This window comes from Dyella thailandensis, from assembly GCF_050749815.1.
Taxonomy (GTDB): Bacteria; Pseudomonadota; Gammaproteobacteria; order Xanthomonadales; family Rhodanobacteraceae; genus Dyella_A.
The window spans coordinates 1,450,453-1,476,898 of record NZ_CP192735.1 but is presented as its reverse complement, the minus strand read 5'-3'; the positions used below and the strand labels follow the sequence as shown (position 1 = coordinate 1,476,898).

21 protein-coding genes are annotated in these 26,446 nt (G+C 68.2%); 15 read left to right on the top strand and 6 right to left on the bottom strand.

Translation table 11 applies throughout. From position 1 onward, the window contains the following. Positions 1-7 precede the first annotated feature (7 nt). The 6 genes from ACQVBX_RS06820 to ACQVBX_RS06795 all read left to right on the top strand — a co-directional run bounded on the left by ACQVBX_RS06820 (position 8) and on the right by ACQVBX_RS06795 (position 10,011). A complete protein-coding gene (locus tag ACQVBX_RS06820; protein WP_431637368.1) occupies positions 8-433 on the top strand; it encodes a type IV pilin protein in 426 nt (141 codons plus the stop codon). Continuing rightward, positions 379-885 (top strand): DUF4124 domain-containing protein, encoded by a 507-nt coding sequence (locus ACQVBX_RS06815; RefSeq protein WP_431637366.1) that lies wholly within the window; start codon positions 379-381, stop codon positions 883-885. Before ACQVBX_RS06820 ends, ACQVBX_RS06815 begins: the two co-directional genes overlap by 55 nt. Beyond that, positions 882-1,472, top strand: a complete 591-nt coding sequence (locus ACQVBX_RS06810) for a GspH/FimT family pseudopilin (protein ID WP_431637365.1) — start codon at positions 882-884, stop codon at positions 1,470-1,472. Before ACQVBX_RS06815 ends, ACQVBX_RS06810 begins: the two co-directional genes overlap by 4 nt. A 282-nt stretch (positions 1,473-1,754) precedes the next feature. After that, a complete protein-coding gene (locus ACQVBX_RS06805) occupies positions 1,755-7,097 on the top strand; it encodes a PAS domain S-box protein (protein WP_431637362.1) in 5,343 nt (1,780 codons plus the stop codon). Further along, a complete protein-coding gene (locus ACQVBX_RS06800; protein ID WP_431637361.1) occupies positions 7,094-7,552 on the top strand; it encodes a response regulator in 459 nt (152 codons plus the stop codon). Before ACQVBX_RS06805 ends, ACQVBX_RS06800 begins: the two co-directional genes overlap by 4 nt. Beyond that, positions 7,549-10,011, top strand: coding sequence for an EAL domain-containing protein (locus tag ACQVBX_RS06795; RefSeq protein ID WP_431637359.1), 2,463 nt, complete (start codon positions 7,549-7,551; stop codon positions 10,009-10,011). The genes ACQVBX_RS06800 and ACQVBX_RS06795 overlap by 4 nt, the downstream gene beginning before the upstream one ends. Before the next feature lie 22 nt (positions 10,012-10,033). On the opposite strand, the gene ACQVBX_RS06790 is transcribed toward ACQVBX_RS06795, so the two are convergent. From ACQVBX_RS06790 to ACQVBX_RS06765, 6 genes are all read right to left on the bottom strand, one after another. Then, positions 10,034-11,437, bottom strand: coding sequence for an MBL fold metallo-hydrolase RNA specificity domain-containing protein (locus ACQVBX_RS06790; protein WP_431637358.1), 1,404 nt, complete (start codon positions 11,435-11,437; stop codon positions 10,034-10,036). Then, complete coding sequence (locus tag ACQVBX_RS06785) at positions 11,434-12,363, bottom strand: ribose-phosphate diphosphokinase (RefSeq protein ID WP_431637356.1); 930 nt, start codon at positions 12,361-12,363, stop codon at positions 11,434-11,436. The genes ACQVBX_RS06790 and ACQVBX_RS06785 overlap by 4 nt, the downstream gene beginning before the upstream one ends. Beyond that, on the bottom strand, positions 12,360-13,904 hold the full coding sequence (locus ACQVBX_RS06780) for a thymidine phosphorylase family protein (protein ID WP_431637354.1): 1,545 nt from the start codon (positions 13,902-13,904) through the stop codon (positions 12,360-12,362). Before ACQVBX_RS06780 ends, ACQVBX_RS06785 begins: the two co-directional genes overlap by 4 nt. A gap of 53 nt (positions 13,905-13,957) precedes the next feature. Continuing rightward, positions 13,958-14,869: a universal stress protein gene (locus ACQVBX_RS06775; RefSeq protein ID WP_431637352.1), complete on the bottom strand. Its 912-nt coding sequence runs from the start codon at positions 14,867-14,869 to the stop codon at positions 13,958-13,960. A gap of 5 nt (positions 14,870-14,874) precedes the next feature. Then, positions 14,875-15,444, bottom strand: coding sequence for an N-acetyltransferase family protein (locus ACQVBX_RS06770; protein WP_431637350.1), 570 nt, complete (start codon positions 15,442-15,444; stop codon positions 14,875-14,877). Between the two features lie 262 nt (positions 15,445-15,706). Further along, entirely contained in the window at positions 15,707-16,066 is a 360-nt protein-coding gene (locus ACQVBX_RS06765; protein WP_431637347.1) for an ArsR/SmtB family transcription factor, read from the bottom strand. A 209-nt stretch (positions 16,067-16,275) separates the two neighbouring features. Here ACQVBX_RS06765 and ACQVBX_RS06760 point away from each other — a divergent pair, with 209 nt between their 5' ends. The 9 genes from ACQVBX_RS06760 (at position 16,276) to ACQVBX_RS06720 (ending at position 26,397) form a co-directional block, all read left to right on the top strand. Continuing rightward, the gene (locus tag ACQVBX_RS06760) at positions 16,276-17,565 is read left to right on the top strand and encodes an NAD(P)/FAD-dependent oxidoreductase (protein ID WP_431637346.1); all 1,290 of its coding nucleotides are present in this window, start codon (positions 16,276-16,278) and stop codon (positions 17,563-17,565) included. Between the two features lie 29 nt (positions 17,566-17,594). Beyond that, positions 17,595-17,804 (top strand): YgaP family membrane protein, encoded by a 210-nt coding sequence (locus tag ACQVBX_RS06755; RefSeq protein ID WP_404635233.1) that lies wholly within the window; start codon positions 17,595-17,597, stop codon positions 17,802-17,804. Between the two features lie 25 nt (positions 17,805-17,829). Next, positions 17,830-18,918 carry an efflux RND transporter periplasmic adaptor subunit gene (locus ACQVBX_RS06750; protein WP_431637344.1) on the top strand — a complete coding sequence of 363 codons (1,089 nt, stop codon included), beginning with the start codon at positions 17,830-17,832 and terminating at the stop codon, positions 18,916-18,918. After that, entirely contained in the window at positions 18,911-22,177 is a 3,267-nt protein-coding gene (locus ACQVBX_RS06745) for an efflux RND transporter permease subunit (protein ID WP_431637343.1), read from the top strand. Before ACQVBX_RS06750 ends, ACQVBX_RS06745 begins: the two co-directional genes overlap by 8 nt. Continuing rightward, positions 22,174-22,641: an OsmC family protein gene (locus tag ACQVBX_RS06740; RefSeq protein ID WP_431637341.1), complete on the top strand. Its 468-nt coding sequence runs from the start codon at positions 22,174-22,176 to the stop codon at positions 22,639-22,641. Before ACQVBX_RS06745 ends, ACQVBX_RS06740 begins: the two co-directional genes overlap by 4 nt. Before the next feature lie 136 nt (positions 22,642-22,777). Beyond that, complete coding sequence (locus ACQVBX_RS06735; RefSeq protein ID WP_431637339.1) at positions 22,778-23,392, top strand: OmpW/AlkL family protein; 615 nt, start codon at positions 22,778-22,780, stop codon at positions 23,390-23,392. Positions 23,393-23,435: 43 nt separating this feature from the next. Next, on the top strand, positions 23,436-25,046 hold the full coding sequence (locus ACQVBX_RS06730; RefSeq protein ID WP_431637337.1) for a cytochrome ubiquinol oxidase subunit I: 1,611 nt from the start codon (positions 23,436-23,438) through the stop codon (positions 25,044-25,046). 3 nt (positions 25,047-25,049) lie between these two features. Then, entirely contained in the window at positions 25,050-26,183 is a 1,134-nt protein-coding gene (cydB, locus tag ACQVBX_RS06725) for a cytochrome d ubiquinol oxidase subunit II (RefSeq protein ID WP_431637336.1), read from the top strand. 10 nt (positions 26,184-26,193) lie between these two features. After that, positions 26,194-26,397, top strand: coding sequence for a hypothetical protein (locus ACQVBX_RS06720; protein ID WP_431637335.1), 204 nt, complete (start codon positions 26,194-26,196; stop codon positions 26,395-26,397). Positions 26,398-26,446: the final 49 nt, after the last annotated feature.

The following is a 26,446-nucleotide window of genomic DNA, read 5'->3' as shown; positions in this document are numbered from 1 at the left end:
TCAGGGGATGAACAAGGGAAAGGGTTTTACGCTGGTCGAGCTGATGGTGGTCGTGGCGATCATCGCGATCCTCGCCGCGATTGCGCTGCCGTCGTATCGCAAGTACGTGGTGAGGACCAACCGCACGGAAGCGACCGCGGCGCTCACTGATCTGGCGGCCCGCCAGGAACGCTACTTCTATTCGAACAACGTCTACGCCGGGGCGCTGTCCGACCTCAACGGCACCACTACGATGGGCACCAAGAACTATTCGTTCGGCGTCGTGGCTTCTGCCGCCAGCGTTGCACCGGCCACGTTCGACCTGACGGCCACGGCGACAGGTACGCAAGCGAGCGATGATGCCGAGTGCCAGACCATCTCCTTGAACGAAGCCGGCCAGTGGAGCTCGACGGGCTCCTCGACGAACAACCCCGCCTGCTGGGGCAACAAGTGAGCCGCGTAGCCTTCCATGCATGTGCCGGCACCGTCGCGCTCGTTTTCGCCGTCGCCACCTGCCATGCGCAGACGTTCTACAAGTGGAAGGATGCCAACGGCGCGACCCATTACAGCGACAGCCCGCCGGCGACCGGAAGCGCCACGAAAGTCGCGGTGCGGGCGGGCGTGAGTGCCGAGGCAGGGAAGACCGATCGACCGGCGCCGGCGGCCAGCGCGCCAGCGCCCGCCAGCCCGAGCCCGGAGCTGCTGGAGGCCGAGGCGCGGTACCAGAAGCAGTCGTGCGAAGCGGCTCGCCGCGATGTCGCCGCCGTGCAAAGCGGTGCAATGCTGGTGGACAACGGCGATCCTTCGCAAGCCAAGCGCCTGGATGAATCGCAACGCCAGGATGCGCTGGCGGCCGCCCAGGATCGCGTCAAGCAGTACTGCGGAACAGGGGCAGACAAACCATGAGAGTTCTCAAGCAGCGTGGCTTCACGGTGGTCGAGCTGATGGTGTCGATCGCCGTCCTGGCCATTCTCACTGCTATTGCACTGCCGAACTTTCGCGATTTCATGCGGCGCAATGCGGTGACTTCGCACACCAACGAGCTGCTCGGCGACCTTTCCTATGCCCGGCAACTGGCGACGACCGAGTTGTCCGTGGTGTCGATCTGCCCCACTGCCGACCCTTCGGCCAGCGCGCCAACCTGCAGCGATGACGGCAACTATGCGCAGGGCTGGCTGATCTACAAGGCCCCCTCGGCCGGGACCGATCTAGGCACCACTACTGGCTATCAGCTTCTTCGGGTCGCCCAGTCGATGAGCAACGTTTCGATCAGGGCCGACAGTACGGACGTGATCTCTTTCAATCAGCGCGGCGCCGCCCCGGGAGGCGAGGTCGGGTTTCATATCTGCGCCAAGTCGTCCTCCGACACGGTGGGCCAGAGCACCCCGGCGGCACCGGGTGTGCGGCTTCGGCTGATGGCGGCTGGCCGTGCAGCAACCAATCCGCTAAGTACCGCCACGGACAGCGATGCGGCTCAATTGCTCTGCCAATAGACCCCGTCGGTAATCGTCCGGCTCGCCGCCGAACCGCGACGATCATGGGGCGCTCCTGAGGTTATTGCAGCGAACCCGGCTGCTGCGTGGCACGTTACGTGCTAATAATTTTCCGGTTGGTGCGCATGCTCGCGTACCAGGGGGAGTGGCATGGGGCAGCAGCCTTGGAGGCAGCGCCAGGCGGGCGGGGATGCGCCTCAGCGTGCGCTGGCGATCGTGGCCTTGCTGGCGGGCGTCGTCAGCGCCTGCTGGCTAGCGTTCGCCTCACGAGCTCTGGTTGATATGGCGCCTGCATGCCTGCTGGCCGCCATGGCGCTCCTGGTCATTTTTTCTCCTTCCGCGTCCAACCGCGTCACGCGCGCGCTGTGGGCCGGACTGGCCGTGATGGTGCTGCTGGGCATCGCTGTCGTGGCGAGCCATCTGCCAGGTGCCTCCGTCCCCACGTGCTGGTTGCTGACCACGCTATGGCTTGCTTGGGTGATCCAGGCGCTGCCGCTGGGTCCGGCTGCGGACGCCGTGGCTCGCGGCCTGGCGGCCGGCGCGGCGCTGTCGGCGCTGGCTGCTCTTGTCGGTGCGCCGGGTACGGCGCTGGGGGAGGAGCTGTGGTTTGGCGCGGGCGTGCTGTCGCTCGGTGCAGGACTGGCGTGGATGCCTTCTGGTGAAGCGCGGCTGATCTTTTCCACCCTGCTGGCAGGACTGGGCTGGATGGGGCTGCTCGGCCTCGCGCTCGACTCGCCCTGGCTCAGTCGCGGAGGAATTGGCTCCGCACCGATCGCCTTGAGCGCCGCGCTGGCCTTCGTGCTGCTCGGGCAGGCTTTGTGGCTGTTGGAGAAGGGGCGGCGCTGGGGGGCGTTGATCGTCGCCATGCCATGTCTGGTGTTGGCCCTGACGCCGTTGCTGACCGAGTATGCAGGCGTGCCCGACCTGATCGGGCTGGTGCTGGGCGCACTGCGGGGCGCGCCACTGCCGGTGTCGTTCAGTGGAATGTCGCACAACGCTTCGGTGGGTATCTTTTTTTGCACCGCGGCGCTTGGCATCGCAGCGTTCGCCGGACGGCGCGCTGGCGCGTGGACGCTGGTGTGGGCGCTGGGCCTGGTGGTGGCGACGCTGGGGCTGCTGTCGGTGGCCGGACTGGTGCTGGGCACGCCAACAGTGGACGCCCTGGGTGGCCACAACGACGTGGCCTGGCCGACGGCGCTGGCACTGGTGGCGTCGGGCCTCGGTCTGGTGGCCGCGTGTCCGCGGTCGCCGTGGGAGAGCGCTTACCGAACCTATCTCCTGCCGGCCCTTCTGGGGCTGGGCGTGGTGTTGCTGGCCGTGTTGCTGTGGGTGGCGCTGCTGCGCCAGCAATCGGCGATCGAGCGGCACGAGCAGGGCGCTCGCCAGGCCAGCGTGCTCACCGCACTGCGCAGCGGCATGGATGCCCAAGTCACGGCGATCCGTCGCATGGCACGCCGGCTCGGCAGCGTCGATGAATTCACGCGGCAACACCTGTTTGCCGTGGATGCGCGGCAGTACCTCAACGACCTCGCCGGATTGCGCGCCATGGGCTACGTCGACCGCGAGCGGGTGCTGCGGCTGATCGACTCGCGTGACGGGATGAGCCTGCCGCCCGGCACCCGGGTGGACGACGTGCCGGCGCGTCGACGGATCTTCGATGCGGTCGACGCCGCCGACGACGTGCGCCTGAGTGGGCCGATGCAGCTGCTGCTGGGCGGCAGCGGAGCGCTGATCGTGTCGCCGGTCGACGACGGCTCCGGTCGCGCGGGTTACTTGGTGGGCGTGGTGGAGTACGGGCGGCTCTTTCCGGCACTGCTGGCGGCGCAGAGCGCTGTCGGCACGCTGCGCGTGGACGAGGACGGCCGCACGATCTACGCACGCGGCGCCAACATGTCCGGGACGCCGACGCCCGCACCACCGCTGGCGATGTATGGCCAGACGTGGCAGCTGATGCTGGGACGCCCGAACGGGCCGCCGCCTGCCGTGCACGCCTCGCTGATCCTGGTGCTCGGCTTCGCCCTCGGTGGTGTGTTGGCAGCAGCGCTGCGCCTGTCGGCCCTGGCGCGGCAGCGCGCGCGTCTGGCCGAAGCGGTCAGCGGTGAGCTGCGCGACCAGATCGAGGCCCGCGAGGTGGTGCAGGCGGCGCTGGCCGATGCCGAGCAGGACATGATCGCCGTGCTGGAGAGCATCAGCGACGGCGTGTTCATGGTCGACCGCGAATGGCGCTTCACCTACGTCAACCCGCAGGCGGCACGCATGCTTGGTGCGCAGGCGTCGACGCTGCTGGACGTGCCGTGCTGGAACGTGCTGACCGAGGTGCTCGACGACGGCGGCTGGGAGGGCCATCTGCGTACGCTTTGGAAGCGGGCGCTGCGCGATGGCACGCCGCTCAACATCGAGGCGGCCCACGGAACGAGCCAGCGCTGGTACGAGCTGCGTGCCTATCCGCACACCCACGGCCTCACCGTCTACCTGCACGATGTTTCCGCACGCAAGCGGCAGGAGCGCGAGCTGCTCAAGCGCGACGCCGAGTCGCGCCACGCGCTGCAGTTGGGGCGCATGGGTAGCTGGGAATTGCATCTACGCAGTGGCCGCCTGCACTGGTCACCGGAGACCTGCGCGATCTTCGGCGTCGATCGCAGCCCGGAAGAGGAGGGGCTGCAGGCGCTTCGCCGCCTCGTGCATCCGGACGACTGGCCGGCGCTGATGGAGGACCAAGCCCGCTTTGGCGGTGGCGCGGAGCGCGTCGAACGCCAATACCGCATAACCCGGTCCGATGGGCAGCAGCGGGTGATCCGGGCTGTCGGGGAAACGATCGGTACGGACGACGATCCGATCGTGGCCGGCGCAGTGCAGGACATCACCGAGCAGCAGCGCGCCAGCGAGGCATTGGCGCGGGCAATGGAAGCGACGCAACTGGTGATGGACAGCGCGCCTGACGTGATCATCGTGCTGGATCGGGAAGGGCGTTTCCTGCGGGTCAGTGCCGCGGCCGAGCGGTTGTGGGGCTACACGCCCGATAGCCTGATTGGCGAATCCATGGCCCGGCTTATTCACCCCGACGATCGCGCGGCCAGCTTTGCCGAAGTGGTGCGCATCGCCGGCGGCCAGCCCAACGCCAACTTCCGCAATCGCAATGTCGCCCGCGATGGCCGCGTGCTCTACATGCAATGGTCGGGCATCTGGTCCGAGCAGGCGCAGTGCCTGTACGTGGTGGGGCGCGACCATACCGAGATGCACCGCGTGGAGCAGATGGATGCGGCACAGCGGCGCATCCTCACGGCGATCGCCAGTGGCCAACCGCTGGCCGACGTGCTCGACGCCGTCGTGCTGGCCTACGAGGCGCAGCGGCCGGAGGCTTTGTGCTCGGTGCTGCTGCTGCGGGGCGGGCGTCTCTACCATGGCGCGGCCCCGCATCTGCCGCGTCAGTACGCCAAGGCCATCGACGGCGTGGTCATTGGGCCGGAGGTCGGCTCGTGTGGCACGGCGGCCTGGCGGCGCGAGCGCGTGATCGTGACCGACATCGCCACCGATCCGCTGTGGCAACACCACGCGTCGCTGGCGCTCCCGCATGGCCTGCTCGCGTGCTGGTCCACGCCGATCATCGCGCGCGACGGCGTGGTGCTGGGCACCTTTGCGGTCTACCACGGCGAAACGCACGATCCTTCGCCGGCCGAGCTGGCCAGCATCGACAGCCTGACCGCGCTGGCCGCCATCGCCATCGAGCATGACCAGGCCTTCCAGCAGCTCAGTACGAGCGAGCAGCGCTTCCGCTCGCTGTTCGATCACCACCCGGACGCCGTGCTTGCGCTCGATGGCGAGGGGCGGGTGCTGCAGGCCAACGGTTCAGCCTCGGCCCTGCTCGGCGAGACGGAGAGCGAGCTGCAGCAGCGGCCGCTGCTGCGCTTCTTCGACGCCGATCGCGCGCGCGCCGGGGCGGCGCTGGCAGCAGCCGCCGCCGGGGATGCCGAGCGGCTGGACGTGACCGTGCGCGATGGCCGCGGGGGACATTTCCCGGGAGCGCTGATTACCCTGCCGATCATCGTGCATGGGCAGTCCCGCGGCATGTTCGCGGTGCTGCAGGATCATCGCGAGCTGCGTCGCGCCCAGCAGGCGATGGCCAGCCAGCTGGGGCTGCTCTCGGCCATTGCTGATAGCGTGGGCGAGGGGCTGCTGGCGGTGGATGCCGACGGCGCGCCCACCTTCCTCAATCGCACCGGCGCGCGCCTCTTGGAGCTGCCGGCCTACGGGCTGCCGCAGGCCGAGGCGTTGCCGCAGGCGGGGCGCGAGGTGCTGCGCGGCATCCTGGGCGGCAGCGGATACGCCAGCAGCGACGACGCCCGCTTCGAACTGGGCGAGGGCCGCGCGCTCGATGTCGCCTACGTCGCCACGCCGCTGCGCACCGAGGGTGCGCTGGCCGGTGCGGTGCTGGCCTTTCGCGACATCGGCGACCTCAAGGAGGCGCGCCGCTCGCTACGTGAACGCCAGCGGTTCTTCGAGCTGTCGCTGGAGGTGTTCTGCATCTACGACGGCGAGAACGGGTATTTCGTACAGGTGAACCCGGCGTTCTGCCGGCTGCTCGGCTACGACGAAGCCACCCTGCGCGCGATCCCGCTGGCCGAACTGGTACATCCGCAAGACCGGCTGGCCACCGAGGATGCCGTCGATTGGCAGCGTGAGAGTGGCGAACTGTTGGCCGGCTTCGTCAACCGGCTGCGCCGCGCCGATGGCACCGACGTGTGGCTGGAGTGGACTTCGCGGCGTTCGCCGGAAGGGCTGATCTTCGCTGTGGCCCGCGATGTCACCGCCAAGCGCCAGGCCGATGCGGCGCTGGCCAAGGCGATCGACGACCTGCGCATCCGCAACCGCGAGCTGCAGGATTTCGCCTATGTCGCCTCGCACGACCTGCAGGAGCCGCTGCGCAAGATCCAGGCGTTTTCCGACCGCCTGCAGTCGCGTGTCGCCGCGAAGCTGGACGAATCGGCGCGCGACTACCTCCAGCGCATGGGCGACGCGGCCTCGCGCATGCAGACCCTGATCGACGACCTGCTCGCCTATTCGCGCGTCGGCACCCGGGTCAGCATGCCCGCCACGGTGGACCTGTCCGCCGAGCTGGCCACCGTGCTGGACGATCTGGACGCCCGCGTGCAGGAAGCGCGCGCCACCATCGAGCCGGGTGCGTTACCGACGCTGCAGGCCGACGCGTCGCAGATGCGACAGTTGCTGCAGAACCTGCTGGCCAACGCGCTGAAGTTCCGCGCGGCAGATCGTCCGTGTCACATCAGCATCAGCGCGCGGCCGCTGGGCGAGCAGTCGATCGCCCCCGATCGCTGGGAAATCCGGGTCCAGGACAACGGCATCGGTTTCGAGCAGACCTACGCCGAGCGCATCTTTGCGCCGTTCCAACGGCTGCATCCGCGCAACGTATACGCTGGTACCGGTATCGGACTGGCCATCGTCCGGCGTATCGTTGAGCGACACGGGGGTACGATCCACGCCGAGAGTCGCAACGGCGAAGGCGCCTGTTTCATCGTGGTGCTGCCGACGCAGGCGTCGGCGACGCTCACGCGCATGGCGGAAGACGCACCCTTGGTGAACACCGATCTCCCAGGAGCAGGGACATGACGCAATTGCATGGATCGTTGTCGATACTCGTCGCCGAGGATGATGCCGACGACCGCGTACTGCTGGCCGACGCCTTCGCCGAAAGCGGCGTGGTGGTGACGCTGGATTTCGTTCCCGACGGCGTGGAGCTGCTCGCCTACCTGGCGCGGCACGATGCCGACCCGAGCCTCGGGCTGCCCGACCTGGTGCTGCTGGATCTCAACATGCCGCGCATGGATGGCCGCGAGGCGCTGCGCGCTATCCGCGAGCACGAGCGGTTGCGGCATCTGCCGGTGATCATCCTCACCACCTCCACGGCCGAGCTGGACATCCGCGTGAGCTACCAGCTCGGCGCCAACTCCTACGTCACCAAGCCGCGCCGCTTCGACGAGCTGATCGCGGTGCTGCGTTCGCTGGAGCGCTACTGGATGGACATCGCCCGGCTCCCCTCGGACGCCCACCGGGGGCAGTCATGACCCACCCGCCGCTGCGCGTGCTTGTGGTCGACGACGACGAGGACGATTTCATCCTTATCCGCGACATGCTGTGCGACGCCAGCGAGGGCGGCTACACCTTCGAGTGGTGTGCCACGCCGGAGCAGGGGCTCAACGAGCTGCGCCGCGGTGCGCACGATGTCTACCTGGTGGATTACCTGCTCGGTCCGGCCAGCGGGCTGGACCTGATCGAGGCGGTGAACCGCGAGGGCCTGACCCGCGCGTTCATCGTGCTGACCGGGCGCGGCAACCAGTCGGTGGACATGGCCGCCATGGAAGCCGGCGCCAGCGACTATCTGGTGAAGGGCCTGATCGATGCGGAGCGTCTCGCGCGCAGCATCCGCTACGCCGTGGATCACACCCGCTTCGTCGAGGTGCTGCGCGAGAGCGAGACCTGCCATCGCCTGCTGTTCGACGAGGGGCCGGTGCCATTGATGCTGTTCGATGCGGACAGCCTGGAGATCCTCACCGCCAACGAGGCCGCGCAGGCCGAGTACGCCGACATCGTGCCGCAGCTGGTGGGCGCGCGGTTCGACGCGCTGCTGGCCCCGCACGAGAGCGAGCGCTTTGCCGCGCAGCTCGCCTCCGGGGAGTTGGTGGACGGCGAGCTCAGCGCGTGGGAATACCGCCGCGACGGGCACGCCTATCGTTACGTGGAGGGCATCTTCCACGCCATGGATTACCGCGGTGCGCGCGCAGTGCTGGCGCACATCCAGGACGTCAGCTCGCGCGTGCTGGCCGACGCCCAGCTGCATCTGCTCGACCGCGCGATCCATTGCGCCGGCAACGGCATCGTCATCGTGGCGGCGCGCCAGCCGGACGAGCCGATCATCTTCGTCAACCGCGCGTTCGAGCGCATGACTGGCTACAGCGCGGAGGAGGTGATCGGCCGCAACTGCCGCTTCCTGCAGGGAGGCGAAGACAACGAAACCGAGCGCGCGCTGATCCGCCGGGCGCTGGCCACCCGCGAGGAGAGCAGCACCCTGCTGCGCAACGTGCGCAAGGACGGCACGCTGTTCTGGAACCAGCTGTACATTTCACCGGTCAGCGATGCGCGCGGCACGGTCACGCACTACATCGGCATCCTCTCCGACGTCACCGCGCAACGTGACGCCGAAGCGCGGCTGGCCTACGCCGCCACGCACGATGCGGAGACCGGCCTGGCGCGCTATCCGGTGATCGAGTCGATGCTCGAAGAGCATGCCTTGCATCAGGCCGGGCGGCCGATGACGCTGATCTATGCCGACGTCGACCGCTTCCACGCGATCAACGAAACCATGGGCCACGAGGTGGGCGACAAGGTGGTGGCGGCGCTGGCGTGGCGCATGCGCGAGCTGGTCGGCGAGCGTGGCCGGTCGGCCCGTTTCACCGGCGACGAGTTCGTCATTGCCTTGCCGATGATGGCGCTGGACGACGCGATGGCGCTGGCCGAGCAGTTGCGCGGTGCCGCCGCGGTGCCGATCGACATCGCAACCGGCGAAGTACGGGTCACGATGAGCATTGGTGTGGCCACCTACCCGCAGCGGGTCGACAACCTGGCCGACCTGCTGCTGCGCGCCGAAGCGTCGATGACGCGCGCCAAGCACCTCGGCCGCGACCAGGTGTGCGCGTACTCGCAGGAAGACATGCTGCGCGTGGAAGACCGCCGCATGCTTGGCGCGCGCATGCGCGCGGCGCTGCTGGCGGACGAATTCTACCTCGACTTCCAGCCGCAGGTGTGCGCCGGCAGTGGACGCATGCTGGGCTTCGAGGCGCTGCTGCGCTGGCGCAGCCCGGAGCTTGGCCTGGTGATGCCCGACCGGTTTATTGCGGTGGCCGAGGGTATGGGGCTGATGCCGGAGCTGGGCCAATGGGTGCTCGATCGCGCCTGTGCGCAGATGCGCCGTTGGATCGACGAGGGTCTCGCCGATGGCCTGGTGATGGCGGTGAACGTGGCGGCGCAGCAGGTCCAGCGGCCGGACTTCGCCGAGCGGGTGGCGCAGACGCTGCAACGCCATCAGCTGCAGCCGGCACAGCTTGAGCTGGAGGTCACCGAGAGCTCGCTGATGGAGAACATCGACCGCGCACTGCAGTGTATCCACAAGCTTTGCGCGCTCGGCGTGCGGGTGGCGTTCGACGATTTCGGCACCGGCTATTCCAGCCTGTCCTACCTGCGGCAGTTCAAGGTCGACCGGCTGAAGATCGACAAGTCGTTCGTGCACGATCTCCCCGACGACGAGGACAGCGTGGCGATCGCCCGCACGGTGATCGCCGTGGGTCACCAGCTGCAGATGGACGTGGTGGCCGAAGGCGTGGAGACCGCCGAGCAGGCACGCCTGCTCAAGGCGCTGGGATGCGACGCGCTGCAGGGTTACCTGATCGGCTATCCGATGGGCGCCGAACTCGCCGGCGCGTGGCTGCGCGAGCGGCCGACCGGTGTGGCGTTGCCCAGCGGCGCGTAATGGTGGCGCCGGCGCGCGCCGGTCAATCCAGCAGGATCGGCTCGTGCATCCCCGGCATCTGGCTGGGGATGCCCAGCTGGTCCAGCCGTTCGCGCATCACCTGCATACCCACGTCGTAGTCGCCGTGCACCAGCAACACCTTGCGCCGCGGTGAGTGACCCAGCCAGTGCAGCAGCGCGGCCTGGTCGGCGTGGGCGGAAAAGCCGTTGATGGTCCAGATCTGCGCCCGCACGCGGATCTCCTCGTTGAAGATGCGTACGCTCTCGGCGCCGTCCACGATGCGGCGTGCCAGCGTGCCGTGGGCGGCATAGCCGACGAACACCACGCTGCAGCGCTCGCGCCACAGGTTGTGCTTCAGATGGTGGCGCACGCGTCCGCCGTTGCACATGCCCGAGCCCGCCAGAATCACCGCGCCGCCTTCCATCCGGTTGATCGCCATCGACTCGGCCGTTTCGCGGGCGAAGTGCAGGTTCGGCATGGCGAACGGGTCGCCGTGTTGCAGTTCCTGGCGGAAGCCGTCGTCGAAGCATTCCGGATGGCGGCGGAAGATTTCGGTGGCGGAGATCGCCATCGGCGAGTCGAGAAACACCGAGGTGTGCGCGGGAATGTGGCCGTCGCGGATGCCGCGGTGCAGGTAGTAGAGGATCTCCTGCGCACGCTCCAGCGCGAAGGTGGGGATGATCACGTTGCCGTGCCGTGCCACCGTCTCGCGGATCGCCTGGTACAGCTCGTCGACGGTATCGGGCAGCGAGCGGTGCGGCCGGTTGCCGTAGGTGGTCTCCATCACCACGTAGTCGGCGGCGGGCGCCGGCACCGGGTCGCGCAGCAGCGGGCGCCCGGGGTTGCCCTGGTCGCCGGAGAACACGATGCGGCGCACCTGCTCGCCGTCGTCCAGGGTGAGCAGGATCGAGGCCGAGCCCAGGATGTGCCCGGCGTCCAGGAACTGCGCCTGTACCCCCGGCGCCAGCGGCACGATCTCGCCGTAGGCGACCGGGCTGGCGAAGTAGTCGAGCGCGTGAAACGCATCGTCGAGCGTGTACAGCGGGGTGCTGGCTGCCTCGTCGCGACGCCGTCCGCTGCGCTGGGCGCGGCGCGCTTCCTCTTCCTGCAATCCGGCGGCATCGAGCAGCACCACACGGGCCAGGTCGCGGGTGGCCGAGGTGGCCAGGATGCGTCCGCGAAACCCTTCGCGTACCAGCTTGGGTATGCGCCCGCAGTGGTCCAGGTGCGCGTGCGTGAGCAGCAGCACGTCGACGCTGGCCGGCTCGAAGCCGAACGACTCGGCGTTGGCGCGTTCCTCCTCGTCGCTGCCCTGGAACAGGCCACAATCGATCAGGACGCTCAGCGTGCCGAAGCGCACGAGATGGCACGAGCCAGTGACCTGCTTGGCGGCGCCATGCGCGCTGTAGACGATGTGCTGGTTCATGGCGGGGATCTCCGTGGGGAAGAGGGCGGCGCGCGCAGGCGGCCGCCGCAGCGCTCGAGCATGACCTGCGCCAGCTCCTCGCTCAGGTCGATCTGCGATTGCGCCGAGGCGATGGTGTTGCTCACCACTACGCGGGCGGCACCGGCGGCGTGCAGCGCCTCCAGCGCGCCATTGGCAAAGATGCCGTGCACCCCCACGCAGACCGGCGGCGGCAGCGGCTGGTCGCGCAGGCATTGCACGGTAGCGATCATGGTGTGGCCGCTGGCGATGATGTCGTCCAGCACCACCGGGGTATGGCCCGCATAGCGGTCGAGCGCGGGCAGGGTGATGCGTACGTCGCGATCACCGTAGCGCTGCTTGGCGGCGACCACGCAGGGCGCATCGAGCATGCGCGCCACCGCGTTCACCCACTGCGCGCTTTCGCCGTCCGGCCCGATCAGCAGCGGCTGCGGCACCTCCTGCGCAATCCAGCGCGCCAGGCGTTGCGCCGCATGCACCACGTAGCCGTCCAGCGGATACACGTCGCCAAGGCGGCGGTAGCGGTGCAGGTGCGGGTCCACCGTGATCAGCCAGTTGAAGGCGCCGCCGAGCAACTGGCCGAACACCCGCGCCGACACAGCCTCACCCTCGTGGAAGCGCGTGTCCTGGCGCATGTAGGCGAGGTAAGGCGCCACCAGCCCCACGCGTGAGGCGCCCAGTTCACGCGCGGTGGCCGCGGCCATCGTCAGCGGCAGCAGCTTGGGGTCGGGGTGGTCCAGCGTGCAGACGATCACCGCCGCGCTGCGCGGCTGCGGCGGCTCGATGCGCACGCGGCTCTCGCCGTCGGGGAAGCGATGTACCTGCACCACCCGCCGCGGCAGACCGCTGTGCCAGGCAAGCCGGTCGGCCATCTCCTCGTTGCCGGGCAGGGCGTAGATGGCGCTCACGGCGCCTCCTCCAGGCAGACGATGGCGGGGTGTCGCGCCACGTATTCCATGGCGTAGGCCAGCTCGCCGGGGCTCTGCGCGTGCACGGTGAACAGCGGCTGGCCAGTGCTGACCCGGTCGCGTCCGTGCACCTGCAGGGTGAGCCCGGCCAGCGGAGCGGATGGCGCGCCGGCCAGCTTCGCCACGCGCGACAGGCGACGGTTGTCGATCGCCGTCACCACGCCGTCGCGCGGTGCCAGTACCGGCTGCTGCCACGGCGCGCTGCCGGGCACGCGCAGCCCGCCCTGGGCGGTGCAGATCGCCTGGAACTGCACCCAGGCGCGCCCGGAATCCAGGCATTCGGTGGCCATCTTCAAGGCCTGCGCAGTGCCGGCCAGGCCGCCGGTTTCCAGCACGGCCGCGGCGATCTGCAGGGCGCGGGCGCGCAGGTCGGCCGGTGCGTCGGCGTGGTTCTGCAGCACCGCGAGCACGTCGTGGGCCTCCAGCGCGGGGCCGATGCCGCGGCCGATCGGCTCGCGGCCGTCGCTGAGCAGCACGCGCAACTGCAGGCCGAAGGCCGTGGCTACCTGCTCCAGCAGCTCTTGCAGCGCCCGCGCTTCGGCGTCGCTGCGGATCTTCGCGGTGGGCCCCACCGGTACGTCGATGACCACATGGGTGGAGCCGGCAGCGATCTTCTTGGACAGCACCGAGGCCACCAGCTGGCCGGCGCTGTCCACGTCCAGCGCCCGCTCCACGCGGATCAGCACGTCGTCGGCGGGGGCGAGGTTCATCGCGCCGCCCCACACGATGCAGCCGCCGCAGCGCTCGACGGTGTGGCGCATGTGCGCCAGATCCAGCTCCACCGGCGCGAGCATGGCCATGGCGTCGGCGGTGCCCGCCGGCGAGGTGATCGCGCGCGAGGAAGTCTTGGGCATCACCAGGCCCAGCGCGGTGACAATCGCCACCACCACAGGCGTGGTGCGGTTGCCGGCCAGCCCGCCGATGCAGTGCTTGTCCACCACCGTGGGTTGCGGCCAGCGCAGCCGGGTGCCGGTGTCGACCATGGCGCGGGTCAGCGCGATGACCTCGTCGGTGGCGAGATGGTCGCCGCTGCAGGCGGTGATAAAGGCGGCCAGCTCCAGATGGCTGTAGCGATGGTCGACGATGTCGCGCACGATCGCGTGCAGCTGCGTGTCGTCGAGCTTGCGGCCGTAGATCTTCGCCCGCACGCTGGCGAGCGACTCGACGCTGGCCGAGTGGGCGATCACCACGTGCTCGTGCGGCTGCGGCTGCAGCGTGTGCCATGCCGATTCGCACAGCCCGGCCTCGTCTGGCGCCAACAGTTCGCCGTGCACGATGGCCAGCGTGGCCAGCAACTGGCGCGCGCCGATGCGCAACTGCACGCGGGCATGGGCGCCGAGGCCTTCGCTGCGGCAGATCGGCGAGGCGCGGTGCAGGTAGACGACGTGTTCGGCGCCGGTGTCGATGCCCAGCCGCCGCAGCCGGTCGCCGCCCACGGTAGGGCGGTGCGTGATGGTGCCGGGATCCGTGCCGATCTCCATCGACCCGCCTTCGCGCGGTGGCGCGTGCTGTCCGGTGGCCACGAGGAACCGCCCTAATGTCGCATCAGCACGGCCAGCGGTGCATGTGCCAACACATGGCGCGTAGCGCCGCCGAGGATGCGCTCGCGTACCGGCGAATGGCTGTAGCCGCCCATCACCAACAGATCCGAGCGGTCGTGCACGGTGGCCGCAAGCAGGGCTTCGCCGGCGTGGGAGGGCGTGGTGCGCAGCGTCTTGCGTTGGGCTGCGATGCCGTGGCGGGCGAGGTAGCGCGCGGGGTCGAAATCCGGCGCTGGCTCGTCCGTATCGTCGGGCGAGCGCGCCCTGGCCCCGTCGATCAGGGTGACGTGCTCGGCCGCATGCAGGAACGGCAGGGCCGCGTGCATCGCCCGGGTGGCCTCGATGCTGCCGTTCCAGCCGATCGCCACGCGCGGGAACAGGCCGCTGCGGTCGGCGCTGTCGGTGGGCAGCAGCAGGCAGGGCATTCGACAGCCCAGCAGGGCCTGGCCGAAATGCTCGAACGGGTCGTCACCGGCAAAGGCGTCGCGCGCCAGGATCACCAGGTCGTGCCAGGCGCCGAGCCGGTGCAGCGTCTCGGCCAGGCCGCCGCGGCAGGACACCCAGTCAGCACGGGGGGCACCGCCAGCGAGGGCGAGACGGGCGAAGGACGTCGCGTCGGCGGCCGACTCATGGGGCTCGTCCACACGTTCGAGCAGGGCCAGCACGGTCGGTTCGTGGCTGTGTCCGGTGGGTTCGGCCGGCAGCCGGCAGCCGGAGAGCCGGCTGCCCCAGCGGGCAGCCAGGCCGATGCCGGCAAGCCATGCCGCGTGCGATACGCCCTGGCGCACGGCCAGCACGTCGGTGGGCCAGCCGTGGTTGCGCACGGTCGGCATGCCCGCACCGTGCGCCGCGCCGTCAGTGGGCTGCGTCAGCGGCGGCACGGGGCGGGCATCCGAGTCGGACACGCCGCTCACAGCGCGAGCGTGTGAATGACCTGGCTGCCGTCATCCGGGTCGATATGGCGCTCGAAGCCCAGGTGATGAGCCAGCTCGCGCATCGGCTCGTTGTCGGCCGCGTCGATTGAGAACATCTGCTTGAAGCCGTTGCGCCTGGCCAGCTGGATCAGGTGCTGCATCAGCAGCACGCCGAGCCCGCGGTGGCGCCAGTCGTCGGCCACGGTCACCGCGCATTCGCAGCGCTTGCCGTCGTCGGTGGCGCTGTAGCGGCTCACGCCGACCTCGCGCAGCTTGCCGTTGTCGTGGGCGAGCGCCACGAAGGCCATCTGCTCGGGGTAATGCACGTCCATCAGCTGCTTGATCAGCGCCGGACTGGCCTTTTTGAAATCGCACAGGAAGCGCAGCCGCTTCGACTCGCCCGACAGGCGGGCAATGAACTCCTCCTCGCGCTCATGATCTTCCGCGCGCAGCGGACGGATCAGCACGCGCGTGCCGTCGCGCAGGGCTTCGATCCAGTGCGTGCCTTCCAGGGCTTGCGGTTGCGGTGACGGCTCGTGCGGACGAGCAGGAGGCTGTGCGCTCATGACGGGCTCCCGTGGGAATGCCATCGCATGCTAGGCCGCCCGCATGGGGGGAGCGTTGACCTCGGTCAAGAACGGATCGCGGCGGATCTCGTTTGCAGGCTTGCTGCTGGCACATGCCGCCATGCGTGGGTGCTCAGCAGCGACCTCGCGCCAGGCCACGCGTATCAACTGGCACGACACGGACATCCACGCCGAAAGGAGGCTGGGCCGACCGCCGTGAGTTCTCAGATGTCCCAGCGCTGCCGGACGGATGCAGGGCAGGTCAGTCGCTTGTCGCGCAGTCAGCTCCCGTGGCGGGAGCGCAGTAGCTACTGTGCAGTGCCTCGATCACGTGCAGTGCGGGACCGGGGGGGAGCGCGTAGTAGATGGTCTGCGCCTCCCTGCGGGTGGTGACCAGCCCGTCCTGGCGTAGGCGCGCCAGGTGCTGGGACAGCGCTGACTGGCTCAGGGTCATCGAAGCATGCATGTCGCTGACCGAGCGCTCCCCGCCCAGCAGCAGGCAGAGGATGCGCAGCCGTTGCCCGTTGGCAAGCGCCTTCAGAAGCGAGGCGGCTTGGTCGGCATTTTCGCGCATGGCATCGATGTCCATCGCGGCTGGGAAGGGCGGGGGGCGTCGTTTCATAGGGGCATCTCGGGATGTCATGCCGAAGGGCGAAGCTGCCCAGCGGGGGTTGTTGACATCTTAAGCTTTCACTAATTAAGATAAAGCTAAATTATATATCACTAATTTAGTGTGCGTTTGATCAGCGGCAAGGCGGTGATCTTCGCGCGGGTCCATCGTCCAACCCATCCCGATCTTTCCGTTCGAGCCACCCGTCAAGGAGTCCACTCATGGCAAACGTCATCGTCATCGGCGCCGGCATTGGCGGCATGTGCGCGGCCTATGAACTGCGGGCTGCGATAGGCAGCGATCACGCAATCACGGTGATCGGGGAGGCGCCGACCTTCTCTTTCACGCCCTCCAATCCGTGGGTCGCCATCGGATGGCGCAAGCCTTCGGACATTCAGGTGGAGGTGGCGCCTGCCCTGGGGCGTCGCGGCATCGACTACGTCGCTTGTGGAGTCGCCCGGGTCGTGCCGCAGGAAAGCCGCATCGAGCTGAAGGATGGCCGCAGCCTGGCCTATGACTACCTGGTGATCACCACGGGTCCACGCCTGGCGTTCGACGAGGTGCCGGGGTTGGGACCCCACGGCGGGTACACCCAGTCCGTATGCACCACGCCGCACGCCAACGACGCCTGGGCGAACTACGAGGCGTTCGTGAAGAACCCGGGGCCGGTGGTGATCGGCGCGGCGCAGGGCGCCAGCTGCTTCGGGCCCGCCTACGAATTCGCACTGATGCTCGACACCGACCTGCGCCGGCGCAAGATCCGCGACCGCGTGCCGATGACCTTCGTTACCAGCGAGCCCTACATTGGCCACATGGGGCTGGGCGGCGTCGGCGACTCGCAGGGTCTGCTCGAGCGCCAGTTCCGCCAGCGCCACATCCGCTGGATCACCAGCGCGAAGATCGACAAGGTCGAGGCGGGCCAATTCCACGTCTCCACGCTCGACAGCGCCGGCAAACCGGCTGGCGAGCAAACGCTGCCGTTCGCCTTCTCGATGGTCATCCCGGCATTCACCGGCGTTGAAGCCGTGCGCGGCATCGAGGGGCTGGTGAACCCGCGCGGGTTCGTGCTGATCGACAAGCATCAGCGCAACCCGACCTTCCGCAACATTTTCTCGGCCGGCGTATGCGTGGCGATCCCGCCGGTGGAAGCCACCCCGGTCCCTACCGGTGCACCCAAGACCGGCTTCATGATCGAGTCGATGGTGACCGCGCTGGTGGCCAACCTGAAGGCCGAGCTGGAGGGGCGCGAGGGCAACGCCGAAGCCACCTGGAACGCGGTCTGCCTGGCCGACATGGGTGACAGCGGCGCCGCCTTCGTGGCGCTGCCGCAGATTCCGCCGCGCAACGTCACCTGGGCCCGCGAGGGCAAGTGGGTGCACGTGGCCAAGGTGGCCTACGAGAAGTATTTCCTGCGCAAGATGCGCGCCGGCACCAGCGAGCCGCTGTACGAGCGTTACGTGATGAAGGCGCTCGGCATCGAGCGCATCAAGCCGGGCACCGGCAAGCACTGATATTGGTCCCTTCCCCACAGAGAACCGTCATGAACATCGATCGTTTCGTCCTCGCGTTTGCCGGCAGCGTGGTGCTGCTGAGCGTGGCGCTGGCCCATTTCGTCTCGCCGTGGTGGCTGTTGCTTACCCTGTTCGTTGGCGCCAACCTGCTGCAGTCGGCCTTCACCGGCTTCTGCCCGCTGGCGATGATCCTGCGCAAGGTCGGACTCAAGCCGGGCTGTGCGTTCGGCGACCGCTGATCCACCTTCCCCCCGAGAGGCCGACATGATCGTGCGCGTGCGCCACCTGGTTCCCTTTTTCGCGCTGGCCCTGCTCGCCGGCTGCGGCGACAAGTCCGCGCCTTCGGCGGGCCAGGCGCCCCGGCCTTCGCTTGCCTCGCAGGTGATCCATGCCGGCGACGCGTCCCGCGAGCAGACCTGGGACGGCGTCGTCGAGGCGGTCAACCAGGTCACCCTGACCGCGCAGACCAACGCCCGCGTGCTGGCCTTGCCCCACGACGTCAACGACGTGGTGCCGGCGGGCGCCGTGCTGGTGCGCTTCACCGACGTGGAGCAGCGCTCCTCGCGTGACGCGGCGCTGGCGCAGCTCGCCTCGGCGCGAGCCAGCTACAGCGATGCGCAGGCGTCGTTCGAACGCTTTTCCGCGCTGCTGCCCAAGGGTTACGTGTCCAAGTCGGACATGGACAGCGTGCGTGCCCGGCGCGATGCCGCCAAGGCCGCACTGGATGCCGCGCAGGCCCAGCTCGCGCAGGCGAAGCAGAGCGTGGACTACACCGAGGTGCGTGCGCCCTACGCGGGGGTGATCACGCGCCGGTTCGTGCACGTGGGTGAAGCGGTGCAGTCGGGGCCGCCGTCGCCGCAGCCGCTGATCGCGATGGAATCCCTCGATGCCCTGCGCGTCAGCGTGCAGGTGCCGCAGAGTTCGGTCGGCGCGATCCGCGCCGCGAAGAGCGCGACCATCCTCGCCGATGGGCGCCGCGTGCCGGCGAATGACATCACCGTGTTCCCGTATGCCGATCCGGCCACGCATACCTTCACCGTGCGCGTGGAGGTGCCGGGGCAGGACAGTGGTCTGCGTCCGGGCACGTCGGTCAAGGTGGCCTTTCCCGTCGGTGACGCGAAACAGCTGCTGGTGCCGGCTTCCGCGCTGGTGCGGCGCGGCGAGCTGATCGGCGTCTACGTGATCGGCGATCATGGTGTTTCGCTGCGCCAGCTGCGCGTGGGTGATCCGGTGGGCGACCGGGTGCAGGTGCTGGCCGGCCTGGACGATGGCGAGACCATCGCGACCGATCCGGTGGCGGCGCTGAACTTCCTCGCGCAGCATCGCGCCAAGGATGCGTCCGGCCATGAGTGAAGCAGGGAAGATGGGTATTTCCGGGCGCATCGCACGGGCCTTCCAGGCTTCGCAGATCACCCCGCTGCTGGCGCTGGCGGGGCTGTTGCTGGGCATCGCCGCGGCGATCATCACGCCCAAAGAAGAGGACCCGCAGATCGAGGCCACCATGGCCAACGTCATGGTGCCGTTCCCCGGCGCCAGCGTGGACAACGTCGAGCACTTGGTGTCGTTCCCGCTGGAGCAGAAGCTCTCGGAGATCCGCGGGATCAAGCATGTGTACTCGATGAGCCGTCCGGGCATGTCGGTGGTGACGGTCGAGTTCCAGGTCGGCGTGCCGCGCCAGGAGGCGCTGGTCCGCCTGTACAACAAGATCTATTCGAACGCCGACTGGGCCCCGCAGGGCCTGGGCGTCGGCCAGCCGCTGGTCAAGCCGTACGGCATCGACGACGTGCCGATGATGGCGCTCACGCTGTGGTCGGACCGGCCCGAGGTGGACGCCGAGCAGTTGGCCCGAGTCGCGCATACGCTGGAGACCGAGGTCAAGCGTATCCCCGGCACGCGCGACGTCTACACCCTTGGCACGCCCGACCGCGCGGTAACGGTGCAGATCGATCCGTTGAAGCTGGCCAACTACCAGCTCACCGTCGGCGATCTCGACCAGGCGTTGAAGGCGGCCAACATGGCGGCCGACGTCGGCAGCGAGATCGGCGACAACCGCAACGTGCCGGTGAAGGCCGGTCGCCTGCTGATGAATGCCGACGAGGTCGCGCACCTGGTGATCGGGCTGTCCGGCGGCAAGCCGGTGTACCTGTCCGATGTGGCGAAGGTGTCGGCCGGTGCCGACCAGCCCAGCCAGTTCGCCTCGTTCGGTGCGCCGCCCGGCAAGGCCGGCCCGCTGACCGGGCTGGTGCCGGCGGTGACCATCGCGATCGGCAAGAAGGCCGGTACCAACGCGCACACCATCGCCAGCGAGGTGCAGGCGCGCATCGCCGCGCTGCGCAACGTCTCGATTCCGGACAGCGTGCACGTGACGGTGACCCGCGACTACGGCTACACCGCCAACCAGAAAGCCGACGAGCTGATGCTGCACCTGGCGCTGGCTGCCATGGCGGTGGTGGCGCTGGTGCTGTTCGCGCTGGGGTGGCGCGAGGCGGTGGTGGTCGGCGTGGCGGTGGTGGTGACCCTGGCGATCACCCTGTTCGCCTCGTGGGCGATCGGCTTCAGCATCAACCGCGTCTCGCTGTTCGCGCTGATCTTCTCCATCGGCATCCTAGTCGACGATGCGATCGTGGTGGTGGAGAACATCCACCGGCACATGGCGCTGGGCGGCAAGCGCCTGCTCGAGGCGATCCCGCAGGCAGTGGACGAGGTCGGTGGCCCGACCATCCTGGCCACCTTTACGGTGATCGCCGCGCTGCTGCCAATGGCCTTCGTCGGTGGCCTGATGGGCCCGTACATGCGACCGATCCCGATCAACGCCTCGGCCGGCATGATGATCTCCCTGGCGGTGGCCTTCGTGGTCACGCCGTGGCTGGCGTTCCGGCTGCTCGGTCATCACGAGCACCAGGCACATGCGGGTCATGGAGAGGGGCTCAAGCCGTCGCGCATCGATGCGTTCCTGCAGCGCTTCTTCAAGCGCCTGATGACGCCATTCCTGGCCGGTCGCGGCGCGTCGCGCAAGCGCCGCATGCTGTTCGCCGGCATGGGCCTGCTGGTGCTGCTGGCGGTGGGTCTGGTCGGCGTGAAGGCGGTGATCCTGAAGATGCTGCCGTTCGACAACAAGAGCGAGTTCCAGGTGGTGCTCAACATGCCCGAGGGCTCCACCCTCGAGCAGACCCAGCGCGTGCTGGTGGAGATGAGCCAGGTAATCGACAAGGTGCCGGAGGTGAAGGACTTCCAGATCTATGCCGGCACCTCCGCGCCGATGAACTTCAACGGCCTGGTGCGCCAGTACTACCTGCGCAACCAGCCGTACCAGGGCGATATCCAGGTCAACCTGGTCGACAAGGACGAACGTTCGCGGCAGAGCCACGAGATCGCCAGTTCGGTGCGACCGGCGCTGGCCGCGGTGGCGCACAAGTACCACGCCCACATGGTGCTGGCCGAGGTGCCGCCGGGTCCGCCGGTGATGGCGCCGATCGTGGCCGAGATCTACGGGCCGTCCTACGGCGGCCAGCGCCAGCTGGCGCGGACGATGGAGCAGATGTTCGGCCAGACCGACGGCATCGCCGACATCAATTCGAGCGTGGAAAGTCCGGCTGCGCGGCGCAAGGTGTTCGAGATCGACCGCGAGCATGCTGCCACGCTGGGCGTGAGCCAGGCCGAGATCGTCTCGGTGCTGCAGGCGGCGATGGGCGGCGACCGCGCCACCTACCTGGGCGAGTCCGGGATCAAGTACGCGGTGCCGGCGTTGCTGCGGCTGTCGCCGGCGGCGCTGGCGTCGACTCAGACCATCCTCTCGCTGCGGGTGCGCTCGCGCAGCGGTGCGCTGATCCCGCTGTCCGAGGTGGTGAAGGTCAGCGACGAGCCGTGGGCAGGCGCGGTCTACCACAAGGACCTGCGCCCCTATGCCTTCGTCACCGCGGACGACGCCGGCAGCGAGGACAGCCCGATCTACGGCATGTTCCGGCTGGTCGGCAAGCTCGGCGCGGGCAAGGTGGACGGGCACACGCTGACCCAGCACTTCACCGGGGCGCCGATCGGCGACGACCACTACTCGATCAGCTGGAGCGGTGAGTGGGAGATCACCTACGAGACCTTCCGCGACATGGGCATCGCCTATTCAGTGGGCCTGGTGCTGATCTACCTGCTGGTGGTCGGCCAGTTCCGCAGCTACCTGGTGCCGCTGGTGATCATGGCGCCGATCCCGCTGACGGTGATCGGCGTGATGCCGGGCCACTGGCTGCTCGGCGCGCAGTTCACCGCCACCTCGATGATCGGCATGATCGCGCTGGCCGGCATCATCGTGCGCAACTCGATCCTGCTGGTGGACTTCATCAACCACGCGATCGCCAGCGGCCTGCCGCTGGAAGAGGCGGTGGTGGAGGCCGGTGCGGTGCGCGCCAAGCCGATCATCCTGACCGCGATCGCCGCGATGCTCGGCGCGTTCTTCATCCTCACCGACCCGATTTTCCAGGGCCTGGCGGTGTCGCTGGTGTTCGGCGTGCTGGTGTCCACGGTGCTCACGTTGCTGGTGATCCCGCTGCTGTATTACGCCATGCTTGATCGGCGAAGCCGCAAGACTGCGGCGATCACCGATGAAGGAGCGCACGCATGAGCGAGACCCAGGAGTTCACCCTGACCCTGACCCAGGAGAGCGATTACGTCTTCCGTATCGCCTTCGACGACACGCCGATCCCCGAGCTGGTCACCGACGAGACCGCGCCGCTGGGCACCGATCACGGCCCCAATCCTTCGCGCCTGCTGGTGGCGGCGGTGGCCAACTGCCTCAGTGCGAGCCTGCTGTTCGCGCTGCGCAAGTTCAAGAACAGCCCGGGCACGCTGGTGACGCGGGCACGTGCGACGCTGGGCCGCAATGAGGAGGGGCGACTGCGGGTGCAACACATCGCCGTCACGCTGGAGTTGCCCGAGGCGGTGGCCGACTACCAGCAGGCCGAGCGCCTGCTGGCGCAGTTCGAGCACTTCTGCGTGGTGACCGGCAGCGTGCGCGATGGCGTGCCGGTGGAAGTGAGCGTGCGCGACCGCGACGGCCAGCTGGTCCATCACAGCGAGGCGGAGTAGGGCGGGCGATCGAGGGCTGCGGCAGGGCGTCGCAGCAAGACGGATCGGGTCGAAAGAACTGACGGCGGTCAAAAGGCGAAACGAAGGGCTGATGACAATGCATCCGTCTTTCGACACAAAAACAAAGGAACGCCCCATGAAAGCATCCACTCTTGCCCTGACCGCCCTGGCCCTCGCCTTGGGTGCCGCATCCGCCGCCCACGCCGCCGATACCTCGCCGTGGGTGTTCCGGGTCGGCGTCCACACCGTCAATCCGAAGTCCAACAACGGCACGCTGGCCGGCATGAAGGCCACCATCGACAGCGACACCAAGCCGACCTTCAGCATCGAATACATGTTCGATCGCAACTGGGGTGTCGACGTGCTTGCCGCGCTGCCGTTCAAGCACACCGTCCGCCTCGATGGCGTGTCCGCCGCGACCACCAAGCACCTGCCGCCGACGGTGGGCGTGAACTACCACTTCCTGCCGGACGCCGTGGTGTCGCCGTTCGTCGGCGTCGGCCTGAACTACACCACTTTCTTCCAGACCCGCGGTGTCGGTCCGCTGCAGGGTACCCATGTAAGCATCGCAAACAGTTTCGGCGCAGCCGCGCACGCCGGCCTCGATTTCCGCATCAACGATCGTTGGCTGGCCACTGCGGATGTACGCTGGATGAGCATCGCCGGTGACGTGAAGGTAAACGGCACCAAGGTCGGCAAGGCCAACATCGATCCGCTGGCCTACGGCCTGAGCATCGGTTACCGCTTCTGATACCGGAGATGCGATCACTTTCGTCCACCAGGGAACCAAGGACATGATCGACAGCACGGTCGTTGAACTCTCGCGGTGGCAGTTCGCTGTCACCGCGCTCTACCACTATCTGTTCGTTCCACTCACTCTCGGCTTGAGCTTTTTCATCGCGGCGGTGGAGACGGTCTATGTCACCACCGGTCGCGCCGTCTACCGCGAGATGGCGGAGTTCTGGAGCAAGCTGTTCGTCATCAACATGGCGCTGGGCATCGCCACCGGCCTGACGATGGAGTTCGAGTTCGGCACCAACTGGTCGTTCTACTCGGGCTTCGTCGGCGACATCTTCGGCGCGCCGCTGGCGATCGAAGGGCTGATGGCGTTCTTCATGGAGTCCACCTTCGTGGGCTTGATGATCTTCGGCTGGAAGCGGCTGACCAAGGTGCAGCACCTGCTGGTGACGTACCTGGTGGCGTTCGGCACCAACCTGTCGGCGCTGTGGATCCTCATCGCCAACAGCTTCATGCAGAACCCGGTGGGCGCGAAGTTCAACCCGGTCACCATGCGCATGGAGCTGTCGAGCTTCTCCGAGCTGATCTTCAGCCACGACGCGCAGGCGAAGTTCGTGCACACCAGCATCGCCGGCTACGTCACCGCGGCGATCTTCGTCACCGGCATCAGCGCGTTCTACATGTACCGCAACCGGCACATGGCGATGGCGCGGCGTTCGTTCCGCATGGCGGCGCTGTTCGGCGTGCTGGCGACCGCCGGCGTGATCACCCTGGGCGACGCGCTCGGCTTTGTCGGTGGCCAGGCGCAGCCGTCCAAGCTGGCGGCGATGGAGGCGATGTGGGAGACCGCGCCGGCCCCGGCGCCGTTCAACGTGATCGCCTGGCCCTCGCAGGACGAGAAGCGCAATCGGTTCGAGGTGCAGGTGCCGTACGTGCTGACCCCGCTGCTTACCCACACGATGACCCAGGAAGTCCCCGGCGTGGACCGTATCGAGGCGGACGCGGCGCGACGGATCGCCAACGGCATTCCGGCGGTGGCGGCGCTGAAGGTGCTCAGCGGTGACCCGACCAACGCCGATGCGCTGGCCAAGTTCAACGCGCACCAGGCCGACCTCGGCTACGGCTTTCTGGTGAAGCGCTATGCCGCCGACCAGGACGTGGAGAAGGCCACCCCGGCGGACATCCAGAAGGCCGCGAACGACGCCGTGCCCAACGTCTTCGCGATGTTCTGGAGCTTCCGCGTGATGGTGGGCCTGGGCCTGCTGATGCTCGCCTACTTCGTGCTGGCGGTGATCTATTCGGTGCGCAACGACGTGCAGCACAAGCGTTGGTTCCTGCGCCTGGCGCCGTGGATGATCCCGGTGCCGTTCATCGCCAACGAGTTCGGCTGGCTCACCGCGGAGATCGGCCGCCAGCCCTGGACGGTGTACGGGCTGCTGCCTACCTGGATGTCCGCTTCGAGCCACAGCGTCGGCTACATGGTGTTCTCGCTGATCGGCTTCGTCGCCCTCTACACGGTGTTCATCGTGATCGAGATGTTCCTGATGGTGAAGTTCATCAAGAAGGGGCCGCACGACCACGCCGAACCTGGCCCGGCACCGACGATGCGGCCCGCCCTGGCGGGTGGCCGCGCGTCCGCTGTCGCCCTCATGCGCAAGGAGGACTGAGCGATGGAACTGTATTTCGCATTCAAGCTGCTGTGGTGGCTGCTGCTCGGCGTGTTGCTGATGGGCCTGGCGATCATGGTCGGCATGGACATGGGCGTGGGCACGCTGCTGCGCTTTGTGGGGCGTGACGACAACGAGCGCCGGGTCTGTCTCAATGCCATCGGCCCGCACTGGGACGGCAACCAGGTGTGGTTCATCCTGGGCGGCGGGGCGATCTTCGCGGCGTTCCCGCTGATCTACGCCACGGCGTTCTCGGGGCTGTACATCGTGATGCTGCTGCTGTTGTGGACGATGATCGTGCGCCCGCTCGGGTTCGAGTACCGCAGCAAGCTGCCCTCGCCGGCCTGGCGCAACGCCTGGGACTGGGCGCTGCTGGTAAGTGGTGCGGTGCCGATGATCATCTACGGCGCCGGCATGGGGAACATGCTGCGCGGCGTGCCGTTCCATTTCGACTGGGATCTGCGCTCGTACTACACCGGCAGCTTCGTGGCCCTGCTTAATCCGTTCGCGGTGCTGTGCGGCCTGCTTTCGCTGTCGCTGTCGATCTACATGGGCGGCGTGATGCTGCTGGGCCGCACGGGCGGCGCGATCGCTCCGCGCGCGCGCAAGGCGGCGATGGGCGCGGCGGTGGCGGCGATGGGGCTGTTCACGCTTGGCGGCATCTGGGTGTCGACCATGCACGGCTATGTGCTCGACCACGCGCCCGCGCCGGGCCTGCCGCAGAACCCGCTGCAGCAGCAGGTGAGCGTGGTAGCCGGCGGACTGCTCGCCAACTTCCATGCGCAGCCGCTGCTGTGGGCGGTGCCTGCGCTGGGCTACGCCGGCATGCTGCTGGGTCTGCTGGCCGTGCGGGCGCGGCGCTCGACGCTGGCCTGGTGGCTGGGCGCGCTGGCGTGGATCGGCGTGATCGGCACGGTGGGCGCGGCGCTGTTCCCGTTCCTGATGCCCTCCAGCACCGAGCCCGCGCAGAGCCTGACGATCTGGAACTCGGTCTCCAGCCAGACCACGCTGCTGTGGGCGACCGGCTTCGCTGCGGTGTTCGTGCCGCTGGTGATCTGGTACACGAGCTGGGCCTTCTGGGTGATGCGCGGCGAGGTGGATGCCCGCGCCATCGAACACGACGATCACGCCTACTGAGGGGCACGCCATGAAGACGTTTCTGCAGTTCCTGATCTACATGCTGCTGGCCGTGGTGGCGATCGTGATGGGCGTGATCCTGGGCGACTACGGCTCGTGGTACTTCGCCTGGTTCGTGGGCACCGCGATGATCGTGCTGGTGGCCGCCGCCGGCGGCGCCTGGATGGATGCGCACGACGACACGCCCGAGGGCGACGGCAGCATCGCGCACTGAGCGCAACGGTAGCGGGGGAGGGGCGAAGGGGACCGGTGACGGTCCCCTT